This window comes from Dyella telluris (genome assembly GCF_014297575.1).
GTDB classification, from domain to species: Bacteria; Pseudomonadota; Gammaproteobacteria; order Xanthomonadales; family Rhodanobacteraceae; genus Dyella; species Dyella telluris.
On record NZ_CP060412.1, the window covers coordinates 3,354,651 to 3,368,902 of the forward strand.

The window sequence follows — 14,252 nt, forward strand, 5'->3', positions numbered from 1 at the left end:
CCCTTAAAAACTCGCCCCGACGAGCGGGGCGAGTGGAGGATCAGACTTCTTCGCTGTGCACGGCCGGCAGCGGCGTGTGCGCTTCGGAATGACTGCGCGACAGCTTGTTCATCAGCGGCAGCATGACCACGGCAACCAGCGTGCAGGCGATGCCGACGAAGCCGAGCTTGTTGAACAGGCTGACGTAGATGTTCAGCGACTCGACCGGGCTGCTGATGTTTTCCGGCATGGCGGCCAGGTTGGCGACCACGCTGCCCAGGTACTGCGAGATGCCCACGGCCACGTAGTACGCACCCATCATGAAGCCGCCCATGCGGGCCGGCACGTAGCGGGCGATCATGGCCAGGCCCAGGCCGCTCACCAGCAGCTCGCCCAGCGAGTAAAGCCCATAGCCCCAGATCATGGTCCAGGAGGACACCTGGCCATCCACCGCGCTCATGGCGCCGAAGCCGTACATGAAGAAGCCCAGTGCCACGGCGGCGAAGCCGAAGGCGAACTTGGCAGCCACCGACGGATCCTTGCCGGCGCGGCCGAGCGTGTTGTAGATCGCCACCAGCACCGGGCTGAGCACCACGATCCAGATCGCATTGAGGTTCTGGTACTGCTCCGGGATCCAGTTGAACAGGTGGATGCCAAACACGTCGAACGAGAGGTTGACGTTCTTCTGCGCGAACAGGTTCAGCGAGGTCGCCATCTGCGCGTAGAAGATGAAGAAGAAGATGGTCTGCACGGTGAGCACCAGCGCGGAGATGAGGCCGGCGCGCTCGCTCTTTCCGGCGGTGCGGATCAGGTGCACGAAAATGCCCAGGATCACCACGCCGGCAAGGTACACGCAGATCTTCGCGGCCAGCAGGCTCTGCAGGATGAAGGCAGCGATGGCGACGATGGCCAGCGAAGCCACCACCAGCGCAAGCGCGCGCTTGGCCTGCACCGGCTGCTCATCCGGCTGCGAACCGATGTGCGCCAGGGTGCGGTGCATCAGCGAGTAGTTGATCAGGCCCAGTGCCAGGCCCACGGCGCAGGAGCCGAAGGCGGTGTGCCAGCCCATGGCATCGCCGTAGTGCGCGGCAACGTAGTCACGGATCCACGGCGTGGCCGTCATCGAGACCATCGAGCCGACGTTCACCGCCATGTAGTAGATGGTGAATGCGCTGTCGATGCGGACGTCGTCGCCCTCATAGATCTTGCGCACCAGGTTGCCGGCGTTGGGCTTGAAGAAGCCGTTGCCGACGATGATCACGCCCAGCGCGGTGTACAGCAGCGTGGGATTGTCCGAAGGAATCCACAGCATCGCGTAGCCCAGTGCCAGCACGACGGCGCCGGTGACCATGGTGCGACGGGTGCCGATGAGCTTGTCGCCGACCCAGCCGCCAATGGCGGGCGTGGCGTAGATCAGGGCGGCGGCGGCGCCCCATACGAGGTTGGCCTTGCTGTCGACGAAGCCGAGCTTCTTCATCATGTAGGTGACCATGAGCACCTGCATGCCGTAGAAGCCGAAGCGCTCCCACATCTCGATCAGGAACACGGTGCTGAACGAGCGGGTCTGCGAGACCGGTGGATTCTGGATTGCCATTCAATTGTCCGTACTGCGGTTCATACAACGGCGGCCCGTGATGGGGCGGCCGGCTCGCGCGACCGGAAAACCGGTCACAAAGTGGCCAAGCGTAACCGATCCGTCATTCAGGTAACGTTGCGGTGCGGCACGCAGGAAGCTGCGAATTCCCCGGGCATCAGTGGGATATGGCAGAATTCACCGCTTATGCCCGCCGCCCGCGGGGTGCGGCCAGGCCGCCTGCTCGAGAGGACACATCATGGCTGCCAGCGGTTTCCGAGGGCCCCGGCAAATCTGGAATGCCTTCAAGTGGTCCATGAAAGGGCTGCAGGCGGGCTGGCGCCACGAGGCGTCGTTCCGGCTGGAGGTCTGCCTCGCCGTGGTGCTGGTGCCGTTGGGCCTGTGGCTGGGCAATGGTCCGCTGGAAAAAATCGCCCTGGTGCTGCCGCCCGTGCTGGTGCTGTCCGCCGAACTGCTCAACTCGGCCGTGGAGGCCGTGGTCGACAAGGTAAGCCCGGAGTTCCATGAACTGGCCGGTCGCGCCAAGGACATGGGCTCGGCCGCGGTGTTCCTGCTGCTGGCCATGACCGCGCTGACCTGGGGCCTTATCCTGTGGCCGCGCTGGGCCTGAGCCCCGCCTTACCCCTGTAGGAGCGCACCCTGTGCGCGACCCGGGCTGACCCTACGCACATCAATGCGGCGGGCTGCAGGCTGAAAAGGCCACCGCAAGATTGCGCCCTTCACAACGGAATGCTGCAATGGTGGCTCCACCGGATTGGAGCACCCCCATGAAACTTCTTCGTACCCTTGCTTTGCTGCTGGTCATCGCCGGCCTGTCGGGCTGCGGTTACAACGCCATCCAGCGCCAGGACGAGGCAGTCAAGGGCTCCTGGTCCGAGGTGCTCAACCAGTACCAGCGTCGCGCCGACCTGGTACCCAACCTGGTCAATACGGTGAAGGGCTACGCGCAGCACGAAGAGCGCGTGCTCACCGAAGTCACCAATGCGCGCGCCAAGGTGGGCAGCACGCAGCTGACCACCGATGACCTGAACAACCCCGAGAAGCTCAAGCAGTTCCAGGCCGCGCAGGGCGAGCTGTCCAGCGCGTTGTCGCGGCTGATGGTGGTCAGCGAGAACTACCCGCAGCTCAAGGCCGATGGCCTGTTCCAGAACCTGCAGGCGCAGCTGGAAGGCACCGAAAACCGCATCACCGTGGCGCGCAACCGCTACGTGAAAGAGGTGCAGGAATACAACTCGATGATCCGCACCTTCCCGAACAACCTCACGGCGAAGATGTTCGGTTACCAGGTGAAGCCGAACTTCTCGGTCGAGAACGAGAAGGCCATCTCCACGGCACCGACGGTTGACTTCGGCAGCCCGGCACCGGCACCCGCCGCTTCGGCGCACTGACGTGATCCGGCGCGGTGCGCGCCTGTTGCTCCTGCTGGCGGTGGCCTTGTTGCCGCCAGCGTGGCTGCATGCCGATGAAGCGGTTCCCACCCTCACGCGCCACGTCACCGACCTCACCGGCACGCTGACGGCGCAACAGGTCGACCAGCTCGACGCCCAGCTGGTGTCGCTGGAAAAGACCAAGGGTGCGCAGCTGGTGGTGCTGATGGTGCCGACCACCCAGCCGCAGGACATCGCCGAGTACTCGCTGGCCGTGGCGGAAGCCAACAAGATCGGCCGCAAGGGCACCGATGACGGCCTGCTGCTGCTGGTGGCAAAGAACGACCGGCGGGTACGTATCGAAGTGGGCTATGGCCTGGAAGGCGCTGTGCCCGACGCAGCCACGGCGCGCATCAATCGCGAATACATCGCGCCCAAGTTTCGCACCAACGACTACTTCGGCGGCATCAACGACGCCGTTGGCGCGCTGACCCAGCTGGTCAATGGCGAGGCGCTACCGCCGCCGGTGGAAAGCAGCAATCACGAGCGTCGCCGCGGCTTTCCTTTTGGACAGATCCTGCTGATCGGCGTGTTCGCCGGATTCTTCCTGCGCAGCCTGTTCGGCAGCACCACGGTATGGCTGCGCACGCCGCTGGGCGCGGTGATCACCGGCGGCCTGGTCGGCCTGCTGGCGGCATCGGCGGGCGCAGCGATTTTCGGCGCGATCATCGGTGGCGTGCTGATGCTGTTGCCCGGTGGCGGCGGTCGCTCCATTGGTGGCGGCGGCTGGGGTGGCGGCGGCTTCGGCGGTTGGGGCGGCGGTGGTTTCGGCGGTGGTGGTGGCGGCTTCGGCGGAGGCGGAGGCGGCGGCTTCAGTGGCGGCGGTGGCAGTTTCGGCGGTGGCGGTTCATCGGGGAGCTGGTGACATGGCGCGCACGCAACGTCTGCTGATGAATCTGTTCGACGGCTGGTTCCAGCTGCGTCGACGTTTTCCCAAGAGCCTGCTCGACCAGATGACCACGACCATCCGCCAGGGCGAGCAGGCGCATCGTGGCGAGGTGTGCTTCGCGATCGAATCGCGCCTCACGCCCGGCGCCGTGCTCAGTGGGCTCGACGCGGACCACCGCGCGCGCCAGGTCTTCGCACAGCTGCACGTGTGGGACACGCAACACAACAATGGCGTGCTGTTCTACATCCTGATGGCTGAGCATCGCGTGGTGATCCTGGCCGATCGCGGCGTGGCTGCCATGGTCACGCAGTCAGAGTGGGATGGCATCCGTGACCGGATGCTGGCCAGCTTTGCGCGTGGCGACTGGCGCAAGGGATGCCTCGAAGGCATTGGTGAAGCACATGCCTTGCTCGAACATCATTTTCCCGGTCACGGTGATGAACCCCGCGACGAATTGCCGGATCGCCCGGTCATTCTCTGAGTTGATGCTCTGCCGAACGTGAGCGGTGCGCGTGCAGTCACGCGCCTAGGCCCGTGTGCAGACGAAGCCGAAGTCACACGATCATTCGCGCGAGGAAGTCGTATCCCCCGGCTTGGGGACTTCGTGAAACGCCTTTCAGGCTCCGGCGCAGTGTGGGGCTAGGACCTCCCGGCATATCGTTCTTTCTGAGTGTTCAGCGGTCGGTGCGCTGACTTTCATCCTTTGATCGGGCGACTAATCTAACGAGCGATCGTGGCGCTGCGGACGTTTGGCATGAATGCCGCCGTTCCTGCATGAGATCAGCCCGTTTTCGAGAGTCGCGCTGGCCTGTTTCAGGGCGCATACGTGTCGCATATCGAGCGGTCTGCAGCGTGGTCATCACCCATGCATACGAGCTGCAATTACCTTTATATGGAACAAGTGATGGATATGAACTGGGTGGAACGCAGCGGTGTCTTGCAAGCGTGCGGCGCGCGGAATGCCGTACCGGCTGAGCGGGCGCGTGACGAAGTGGCCCCATCAGTCATGAGCGAATCTTCATCGGAGACACCCTTGCGCTGCAGCGCGCGCACGCGTGGAGCCCGACGATTTGTTCGCCTGATGCTGTTGTGCGCATCGGTCCTGCTCGGTCAGCAGGCATGGGCCGCGGGCTGCAAGACCATGAACGGCTATCCCAAGGTGTACAACCTGACATTACCGGGCTCGAGCACCATGATCCCACGCGACGCGCCGGTGGGCACCACGCTTGCTGTCGTCAATGGCCCCATGCTGACGGCTGGATCATCCAGCAACACGGCGACCTGGTTTGCGGAATGCAATACGCCGACTGGGAGCCTGAATCTGGTACTCACCAGTACGCCGTGGCCACTGGCCAGTCCCGGTATTTACAGTACCAATGTGGCTGGCGTCGGCGTGAAGATGGTTCGCGCCTCTGTTCCGGTGCCAGGTAGCGTGGCCTATACGCCTTCGAGCTTTCCTGGGAACATCGGGGCGCCGTATGGCTGGTATTGGTACGCGAACCCAGTCTTTGTCTACACCTTTGTTAAGACCGGGCCCATATCGGGCGGAACGGTCACTTCGGCTGATATCCCCACGATGGCATTCAATCTGGATGGTACCGCCACGGTGTTCACGTCGACGAACAGCGGGAAGATCACGTTCACGGCAGGTGCCTGCGTGACGCCCGACGTTCAGGTGCCTCTCGATGCTGCGTCGGTCAAGGCATTTACCGGCGTAGGAAGTACGACCGGCGCGAAGTCGTTCAATATCGCCGTGAACAGCTGTCCGCCCGGTTTGACCTCGGTGTCTTACCAGTTGGATGCCGCCTCGGGCATTACCGTGGTGAATGCCTCGCAGGGCGTCATCGGTCTGGGAAATAGCGCCACGGCGAAAGGCATTGGCCTTCAGATCAAGGACAACAGCAACAACCCCGTGTCCTTTGGCAGCATGCACGCCACTACGGGCTACAACCGTACCAACGGTGGCAATTTCACCATCCCTCTGAAGGCGTTCTACTACCAGACGGCCTCTACCTTGTCCGCTGGCTCGGTCGTGTCCCAGGCGGTTTTCACCATGAGCTATCAGTAGCGTCGCTAGTAGAGGCGGTGTGGTGTAGGCGCACGTATGGTTGGGTGCTTGTGGGCATTGACGTAAATGCGTGGCTCTGCGGGGTCGCATGGCTGCCAAGCGTCAAAACGCTCCGCGCGATGTCCCTATGGGGGCAAGCGATGCGTCTGCTGTATGCGTGCTATCCCAGACATCAACCTAACGTGGTCCTTGTGGCTATGCGGCTCTCCACTGCATGGCCTTTTTTTGCGCCCATCACCAAGGCCACAGGAACAGCCCTGTTCCGCAAGTGGTCATTGGTAACCCAGGGGTTTGTGTATCCATGGCGTGTGCGATGGGTCGCCACGAGGGCAGTCGTGCGCGGCCATCTCCTTACTGCGCAGACCGTGCCGATGCTGCGGGAGAACTGCCGATATCCCTCGCTCCATCATTTGCGGGTTACTCAAGGATGGCCTGTGACATTGAGCGGAGAGAGTGAATGGCGAGCATGCATCATCGGAGCGTAGGTCATGGATGACTTTGGCTATCAGTGAGTGCCGCTTCAGCAACAAATTGAGGAGACGGTGTATTGCGGTTGTTGGTTCTCGGCATGAGCATCCACATTGCCGACACGGCCCGTCCTGCTGACCCACTTTACGATGGCGTTCCGTCCGCTGGATCGTTTCATCCTGACGTGAACCGTCATTTCGACATGTCTGTCAGACGAATTCATCGAGGCAGTTGGCCATGGTGGCTGGCATCGTCGGCAATTCCACTCATACGATTTGGAGATAACTCATGAAGAAGATCGAAAAGGCCGATCTGGTCAAGGCCAACGTCGCTGGCGGTTGCTGCAAGTGCCCGTGCACCGGCAACTCTGGCAAGGGCGGCAACGGTTTCTAAATCGCCCTGGTAGTACCTACAGGTTACCGGCCGCGGGTATTCGCCCGTGGCCGGTTCTTTCCTGGCACGCACAAGTTACATGGATGTTGGGCGTGGTATGCGCTGGCGCGTGGCGGGCCAGCTCGACGATTGCAGACGGAGCAGCACGTTGGATATTCGTCACATTCCGAGCTATCACGACGTCGGCTGGCGATGGGTCGCCTACGCCGCGTCGGCGATCCTGCTGGTGGCAATGGCACTAGCGTTTCGTATACCGGTCGAACTGAAGCGTGACGTCGACTGCGAAGTGCTTTCATCCTTGACGCTGCGCGTTCGTACCGATGGTGGCCGTGTTGGCCACGTCTACGTTCAGCCTGGTCAGTTCGTGAGGCAGGGTGAGCGCCTGTTTACGTGGATGGCCGATGCCCTCGACCCGTCGGACGCAGCACCAGGCAGGGACGGCGTGATTGCACCGCAGGACGGCACGGTCGCATTCGTCAATGTCTGGAAAGGCCGATCCTTGGAAAAGGGTGATGTGGCCGTGGTACTCGAGGCGGTGTCGACGGAGCCCTTGCGGATCGTATTGCGAATCCCTTCGGAGCAGCGCGGGTTCGTGCAGTCTGGACAATCCCTTGCCATCAAGCTGGATGCATTTCCCTACGCACGCTTTGGCGCGCGCCCAGCCAGAATCGACGCCATCTCCCAGGCAACGATAGGTGACGCCGGCGCCGCGGGTTCCTTTGGTACCGTGGAGATCCTCAAGGATGCGGCTGGCGACTACCTTGCCTGGGCAACGCTTGGTGAACGAACTTTTCAGTACGGCACACAGAAACTGCAAGTACTCCCGGGCATGCGTGGCAAGGCTGCCATCGTCGTTGAGCGTCTGACCTTGGTGGAATGGGTGTTTGCACCGCTATTTCGCATCGTCCGTGGGTGACGCATGCGCGTGATATTCCAGAACGAAGTGGCCGAGTGTGGCTACGCCTGCCTCGCCATGGTGCTTACCCACTTGGGCCGCGCTACGGAGGTCAGGGAGATCTCCGCCTTCCGCCCAGTGTCTTCCAACGGGTTGACGTTGCTCGACCTGTACGACGTCGCCACCGAATTCGGTCTGGAAGTCGAGGCTTACCAGTTCGGTCCCGAGCATGTGGGCGAGCTGCCGCACGGTGCCATCCTGCATTTTGGTGGCGCGCACTTTGTGGTCTTTGAAAGCGCGCGGCGCGGCTACGTCCGCGTGATCGACCCGGCCGCGGGACGCCGCCGGATTGCCATGGATGTGTTTGTCGCTGCGGTTTCAGGATATCTGCTCCAGTGCTCACCGGCACCCGACATGCCCAGGGTCAGCGCGCCGTCCAAGGTTCGTGCTGCCCTTGAGCGCGTCCGCAAGCTCAATCCCCGGTTGACTTCGCGCATCCGCAAGATTCTTTTCGTCGCCATGGGTGCGCAGTTCGCCATTCTCGCGATGCCGTTCTTCGGCGGACTGGCGCTCGATTACGTGGTGGCATCGGACAATATCGATCTGCTCGGCATGCTGGTGCTTACCTTCGCCAGCATCTTCGCCGTGGGCGCGCTTGGTCATTTCGTACAGGGTTACCTCACGGAGGTCGTATTCGGCGAGGTGCGCATGAACATGACCGAGGGTCTTGTCGGTCATCTGTTGAAGAATCCGATCCCGTTTTTCGAGAAACGCAACGTTGGTGATCTCTTTGCAAAGGTCCGCATGCAGGAAGAGATTGACGACTTCGCCACGCGAACGTCCGTATCCATGCGCATCGATATCGTCGTGGCGCTGCTCGGCACGGTGCTGATGGTCCTGGCCAGCGGTACGTTGGCCGCCGTTACGCTCGGCCTGTTCTTCGTCTATGTCGCCGTGGCGTCGATCATCTTTGTGCGAATGCGCGACGTGCAGGCGCTGATCATGGAAGAGTCCGGGCGGTGTGACGATGCGCTGATCGAAACGATTCGCTCCGCATCGCTGATCAAACTCTGTGGGGGCGAACTGCGCAGGACGGGCCAGTTCATGTCCCGATTCCGTGGCTACGTGGCAGCAGTGCTGGAACGGTCCCGTCTGGTGATCTTTCGGGAATCCATTCAGAAGCTGCTGGCGTACGCGGACGTGCTGGTCGTGACCTGGCTTGCCTGCCGGCTGATGCTCTCGGGCACCATGTCCATGGGCGTGTTCTATTCGTTCATGATTTACAAGTCGCTGGTCACGGATCGATTGACGCGCGTGGTCAATGGGCTGATCGCCTATGGCATGTTGTCTGCGCCGATGGATCGCGTGTCCGATATCGTCGATACCGAGGGCGAACGGTACAGCCCGCCGGACGCATTGCAGCGCGCTCCGGAAACACGGGCTTTCCATTCGCTGGAGATGCGCAATGTCAGTTTCCGCTATGGCGTGTCGGATCCATGGATACTCAAGGACGCCAGTCTTTCGATCGCCAAGGGTGACAAGGTGGCGATTATCGGGCCGTCCGGGAGCGGCAAGTCGACGATCTTCAAGTTGCTGGCGGCTTCCGAGCCACTAAACGATGGCGAGATCCTGTTGAATGGCATCCGCTGGCCCAACCTGACAGTCGATGAGATTCGCCGGCACGTGGCGCATATGCGTCAGGGCGACATCATTCTGTACGGCTCCATCGCCGAAAATATTTCGATGTTTACCGGACAGACGGACGAAGATCGTGTGCGTCGCGTGTTGGAGGACGTCGGCCTGATGGATGACGTCATGCGCTTGCCGATGCGCGCCCGAACTGTCGTCAGCGACACCATTGCCAACATTTCGGCTGGCCAGCGACAGCGGCTGCTGTTGGCCCGCGCGCTCTATATGGATCGCGAAGTGCTGATGCTGGATGAGCCAACGTCCAACCTGGACCCGGTGTCGGTGGAGCGTGTCGCGCGGCTTCTGGCCGGTATCGACCGGACCATCGTGGTCATCACGCATGATCATTCGCTGGCGGCGCATTTCGCTCGACGCTTTGCACTGATCGATGGTCAGTTGGTGCCGGTTGGAGCGGATGACAGTTCGAGCCTCAAGGATGACGTGCTTACGGCCAATGTCGCGGTCAGCGATCGTTCTACAGCCCGCAGGGCTGCGGAGCATGCAGCGCTGGCCGATTCAACGCTCGGGGCGGACCGTGACGGTGCCGCTCTGGATGGCGCCCAGTCGGCGGGTGTGGTGCACGTCGCCGCTGCCGAAGTCATCGCAAAGTCCACCGGTCTAGCGGGTAATCCGGCGAGTCGTCGTGCGCCGTTGCCCGGTGCTGCGGCCGCGCGCGTGACGGCAGGGTTTCCGCGTGAAGCACGGTGAATTCGTCCGTCAGTGTTGCCAACGTGTAGCGGCCTTGGGGCAGGGGATGCGAAGCGCGCGCGTACGCCTTGGGCGGAGTTATCGGCGACGCCTGCATACCGTGCAGGACGGGCTGCTGATGCACGTATCGTTTCTCACCATGGCACGAATCGCGAAGCTGGGCTGGCTGTGGCGCAGTCTCTTTGACGTGCGTTGGCGGTGGAACGGCATCACCCGCTATGAAACCGGGCGGGACCTTTTTTCTCTGGATCGCGACAAATGGCTGACGGCCATGGCCGGAGGCGTACAAGAGCGCCTGATCGATCGGCGCATCCATGTGGGGCAGCAACGGTCCGAAGGCGTGGAGCACCTGCCGGACATGGTCGCGATTGGGCAGCGGATCGCCGATGTGATCGCGGGGATTTGGGCCCAGATGCCGAAGCGCCTGGTGATCCTGTCGCCACTGCATTACGTGTCGCAGTACGCCAACGTACTGGCGGTGCACGAAGTGCAGCGCGCGCTTGGCCTTGCCAACGTCGCCATCGTGTCCGGCGTCCCGCGCGATCAGTACGGCAGCGACGAGAGCGTGACGCCAGGCATCGAGATCTTGCACACGCATGGCGATGGCATGCGTAACAGTCTTGGCATCCGACTCGCGCGGTCGCTGAGGCGCGACCGGGTTGCGGTGCTGTTTGCCGACGCGGCGCCCTATTCGATGCAGAAGTACCCGATGGATACGGTGGAAGTAAGCATGCTCGGGCGGCCGTCGCGCATCCACGGGGGCATATTCCGCATGGGGCAGATCATGGACGTACTGTTGTTGCCGTACTACCTCACCTTCGAGCGTGGCCGGTTCGACGTGGTGCTGTTCGATCCGGTCGAGTTGGCCGACGCCACCGCACCGCAGCGCGTGGCCGATTGCATCGGTCGCGCCTTGACGCAGCATTACGAGAACAACCTGTTCGCGGGTTACCCCACGCTATACGGGTTTGCCCCCGTGCGCTGAGAGGCGCCCGGCTGATCGCTCCAGGACGACCGCAGGGTAGATCCGGCTCAAAAAAAAGCGGGCCCGAAGGCCCGCCTTTTCGAAGTACTCCACTCTTTCGAGCTTAGAACTTCTGGTTGTACGACACGTACCAGTAACGGTCGATGTCGAACGCCGGATTGTACGGCGAGCTGCCGGTACCCGAGGTGGTCACCGAGTAGTAGTACGGACCCTTCTTGTTGAAGATGTTGTTCACACCGACAGAGAAGGTGCCCTTCCACGGAGCCGTGTAACGGAATTGCGCGTCGTTGAACGCCACCGAACCCTTCTGGCTCATGCCATAGGTGCCCCACCACGGATTGGTGTACTCCGGCGAGGAGCACTCGATGGTGGCGGTGTAGCAGCTGTCCTTCAGGCCCGAGTAGTAACGCACGGTCCAGCTGGCGCCGAACTGCTTGTAATCCCAGTCCAGCTGCAGGTTCGAACGCAGACGGTACAGGCCGTCTTCGCCGTCCATGAAGCCGACCGGCGTCTTGGCGACGGCGCCCGGACCCGACACGGTTTCGTACTTGGTCAGGTAGGTGCTGTCCGAAGCAATGCGGAAGCGGCCGAACGAGGTTTCCGGCAGACGGTAGTGGATACCGACGTCGTAGCCTTCGGTCTTCAGCGTGCCGAGGTTCGAGAGACCCTCGTTGAGCGAGTTGATCGAGCCTGCGACCAGGTTCGAGGTCGCCGTCGCGGTGCGGCTGAAGTTGTTGCAGAAGTTCTGGTCGTTGTTGATGTAGCAGTAGTTGACGATGTCCTGCGCCAACACCGACGAGACGATGTTCTTCACGTAGATGTTGTAGTAGTCAACCGTGAAGTCCAGGCCTTCCACGTAGTGCGGGCTGTAGACCAGGCCCAGCGTACGGGTGATCGACGTTTCCGGCTTCAGGTTCGGGTTCGAACCGGAGAGGAACGCCACCGGCGTCTGGCCACCGTTGGTGCTGGTGATCTGCTGGCCGGTCTGGTCGACCTGGCGGTAGTTCGCCGGCACGCCTGCGGCGGTACAACGAGCCTTGACGCTGGCATTGGTAGCTGCGGCGCCGTACTTGGAATCGCACGGATCCAGGAACGTCTCGAAGCTCTGGCCGGTGCCACCGTACAGGTCGCTGATGGTCGGAGCGCGGAAGCCCTGCGCCCAGGTGCCACGGACCAGCAGGTCTGCGAACGGACGGTAGCGGAAGCTGTACTTGTTGTTGGTGGTGCTGCCGAAGTTGCTGTAGTGCGAGTAACGGCTGGCGATGTTGATGCCCAGTTCCTGGGCGCCCGGCAGGTCACGCAGAAGCGGCACGTCGAGCTCGGCGTAGGCTTCGTTGGTGTTGTACGCACCGGAGGTCGGGGCGCTGGCCAGGTTGGTGGTCAGGCCGGCCGAGTCGGCGGCGTCCGGACGGAAGTTGCCCTTCTCGCCGCGGTGCTCCACGCCCACTGCCAGGTTGACCGTACCGGCCGGCAGGTCGAACAGGCCGCCGGACACGTTGGCCGACCAGTCGGAGGTGTAGCTGTGCTGGCGGTCGGTGCTGCGGTAGTTCAGGTAGTTCCACAGCTGCTGCGAGGTGGCACCCGGACCGGCAAGGATGTTCCAGGGGATGCAACCCTGGGCACGGTCAGCGGCGCTGGCGCAGGCGACCTGGCCGTCGATGGTGGTCGTCGGGCCCAGGGCCGCGCGAGCGTGCGGCAGGTAGATGTTGCCGGTGCCCTGGATGCGGATCTTGTTGGCGTCGTAGGTGAAGCCAGCGTCCCACGACCAGTCGTGGTTCAGGAACTGGAAGTAGCCTTCGGCGCCCAGGTCGATGTGAGCCAGGTTCGACTGCGTGTCGGTGATGCGGGGCATTTCCACCGTGCGGCGGAAGAATTCAACGTCCTGGCCCGGGTACGGGTTGTAGGCGTTCTGGCCGCTGATCAGCACCGGATCGTCAGCGACGCCCGACTGGAACGGGTAGCCGGCAAGCTGGCTGGAGGTGTCGCGCGAGCTGTAGCTGGCGGCGGCGCGCAGCGTGATGTTGTCGGTGAGCTTGTAGCGATCCTGCAGGTACAGGTTCTTCAGCTTCGTGCCGGCGCGGAAGGTCATGTCCTTCTGCGTGTTGTACTTGTCGGCGGTGCTGCTGGAGTCGTACGCGTGGTAGCCAGCCGGTGCGCCAGGCGTGGTCGTCTGCGAACCGTGGTTGTAGACGTACTGGTCACCCGTGGTCGGGTCGACCACGCGGCCGTACGGGCCAAGGCCCAGGCCAGCGGTCGGGTGACGCGGACCCTGTGCGTACGAGGTTTCCGGACGCTCGCTGTTCCACATCGGGTCGGTGTTCTGGTACGACGCTCCGAGGATGATGGAGTTCTTTTCGGTCGAGTGACCCCAGGTGAAGTCGTAGTTCTGCGTCTCGCCGTCACCCTTGCCGTTCTGGCCGTAGTAGACGTTGGCTTCAGCGCCGTCGAACTTCTCGCGGGTGATGATGTTGACCACGCCGCCGATGGCGTCGGAGCCGTAGATGGACGAGGCGCCATCCTTGAGGATGTCGATGCGCTCGATCATGGCGACCGGGATGGTCGACAGGTCGGTCAGGCCCGAGAGGCTGGTGCTCCAGCGACGGCCGTTGACCAGCACCAGGGTACGCTGCGAACCCAGGTTGCGGATGTTGACGTAGCGGCCGCCGACGTCAGCGCCCGAGGACAGCGTGTCCTGCGGGGTGATGTCCGGCGTACCGGCGGAAGGCATGCGGGCCAGGATGTCGTTGACGTTGGTCAGACCGGTCGCCTGGATGGCGGCCTTGTCCATGGTGAAGACCGGCTGCGAGGTTTCCACGTCCACGCTGCGGATGCGCGAACCGGTCACGGTGACGGTTTCGAGGCTCTTGGCCGAACCCTGGTCAGCCTGGGCGGGGGCAGCATCCTGTGCAGCCACCGACCACGTCTGCAGCACGAGCGCTGCGGCGATGGCAGTAGCCAGCAGTGTCTTTTGCTTCATTGTTGGAACTCCGAACAAAAAATAGCCATCAGCCAGCACGCGAGGGCTGGACATCAGGGTATGGGGATGGCGCGTCCAGCCTTGGGGAAGGGGTCCGTGCCGTGGCATCGCCGGGCTTGGGGGACAGGCGATGTAATCCCGAAGTTAAAACAAAGTGACGTGTAGGTGCAAGCCTGGTGC

The 14,252-nt window shown here is 62.6% G+C and carries 10 protein-coding genes; 8 read left to right on the plus strand and 2 right to left on the minus strand.

The window, feature by feature from the left end; genetic code table 11:
* Positions 1–40 precede the first annotated feature (40 nt).
* Entirely contained in the window at positions 41–1,573 is a 1,533-nt protein-coding gene (locus H8F01_RS14695) for a peptide MFS transporter (RefSeq protein ID WP_187055832.1), read from the minus strand.
* Positions 1,574–1,811: 238 nt separating this feature from the next.
* Here H8F01_RS14695 and H8F01_RS14700 point away from each other — a divergent pair, with 238 nt between their 5' ends.
* From H8F01_RS14700 to H8F01_RS14735, 8 genes are all read left to right on the plus strand, one after another.
* Positions 1,812–2,183 carry a diacylglycerol kinase gene (locus H8F01_RS14700; protein WP_187055833.1) on the plus strand — a complete coding sequence of 124 codons (372 nt, stop codon included), beginning with the start codon at positions 1,812–1,814 and terminating at the stop codon, positions 2,181–2,183.
* A gap of 157 nt (positions 2,184–2,340) precedes the next feature.
* Positions 2,341–2,961 (plus strand): LemA family protein, encoded by a 621-nt coding sequence (locus H8F01_RS14705; protein ID WP_187055834.1) that lies wholly within the window; start codon positions 2,341–2,343, stop codon positions 2,959–2,961.
* A gap of 4 nt (positions 2,962–2,965) precedes the next feature.
* Entirely contained in the window at positions 2,966–3,865 is a 900-nt protein-coding gene (locus tag H8F01_RS14710) for a TPM domain-containing protein (protein ID WP_187059308.1), read from the plus strand.
* 1 nt (position 3,866) lies between these two features.
* Positions 3,867–4,370 carry a TPM domain-containing protein gene (locus H8F01_RS14715; protein ID WP_187055835.1) on the plus strand — a complete coding sequence of 168 codons (504 nt, stop codon included), beginning with the start codon at positions 3,867–3,869 and terminating at the stop codon, positions 4,368–4,370.
* A 423-nt stretch (positions 4,371–4,793) separates the two neighbouring features.
* Positions 4,794–5,957, plus strand: a complete 1,164-nt coding sequence (locus H8F01_RS14720; RefSeq protein ID WP_187055836.1) for a fimbrial protein — start codon at positions 4,794–4,796, stop codon at positions 5,955–5,957.
* A 1,009-nt stretch (positions 5,958–6,966) separates the two neighbouring features.
* Positions 6,967–7,734 carry an HlyD family efflux transporter periplasmic adaptor subunit gene (locus H8F01_RS14725; RefSeq protein ID WP_187055837.1) on the plus strand — a complete coding sequence of 256 codons (768 nt, stop codon included), beginning with the start codon at positions 6,967–6,969 and terminating at the stop codon, positions 7,732–7,734.
* A 3-nt stretch (positions 7,735–7,737) separates the two neighbouring features.
* A complete protein-coding gene (locus H8F01_RS14730; RefSeq protein ID WP_187055838.1) occupies positions 7,738–10,110 on the plus strand; it encodes a peptidase domain-containing ABC transporter in 2,373 nt (790 codons plus the stop codon).
* Positions 10,111–10,249: 139 nt separating this feature from the next.
* A complete protein-coding gene (locus H8F01_RS14735; protein WP_238480997.1) occupies positions 10,250–11,095 on the plus strand; it encodes a lysophospholipid acyltransferase family protein in 846 nt (281 codons plus the stop codon).
* Between the two features lie 103 nt (positions 11,096–11,198).
* On the opposite strand, the gene H8F01_RS14740 is transcribed toward H8F01_RS14735, so the two are convergent.
* Positions 11,199–14,072, minus strand: a complete 2,874-nt coding sequence (locus H8F01_RS14740; protein WP_187055840.1) for a TonB-dependent receptor plug domain-containing protein — start codon at positions 14,070–14,072, stop codon at positions 11,199–11,201.
* Positions 14,073–14,252 lie beyond the last annotated feature (180 nt).

What these genes read in the sequence shown, in the direction of transcription:
- H8F01_RS14705 (WP_187055834.1), top strand. Translation starts at nt 2,341, where the DNA reads ATGAAACTTCTTCGTACCCTTGCTTTGCTGCTGGTCATCGCCGGCCTG.
- H8F01_RS14695 (WP_187055832.1), bottom strand. Translation starts at nt 1,573, where the DNA reads ATGGCAATCCAGAATCCACCGGTCTCGCAGACCCGCTCGTTCAGCACC.
- H8F01_RS14730 (WP_187055838.1), top strand. Translation starts at nt 7,738, where the DNA reads ATGCGCGTGATATTCCAGAACGAAGTGGCCGAGTGTGGCTACGCCTGC.
- H8F01_RS14715 (WP_187055835.1), top strand. Translation starts at nt 3,867, where the DNA reads ATGGCGCGCACGCAACGTCTGCTGATGAATCTGTTCGACGGCTGGTTC.
- H8F01_RS14700 (WP_187055833.1), top strand. Translation starts at nt 1,812, where the DNA reads ATGGCTGCCAGCGGTTTCCGAGGGCCCCGGCAAATCTGGAATGCCTTC.
- H8F01_RS14720 (WP_187055836.1), top strand. Translation starts at nt 4,794, where the DNA reads ATGGATATGAACTGGGTGGAACGCAGCGGTGTCTTGCAAGCGTGCGGC.
- H8F01_RS14740 (WP_187055840.1), bottom strand. Translation starts at nt 14,072, where the DNA reads ATGAAGCAAAAGACACTGCTGGCTACTGCCATCGCCGCAGCGCTCGTG.
- H8F01_RS14735 (WP_238480997.1), top strand. Translation starts at nt 10,250, where the DNA reads ATGGCACGAATCGCGAAGCTGGGCTGGCTGTGGCGCAGTCTCTTTGAC.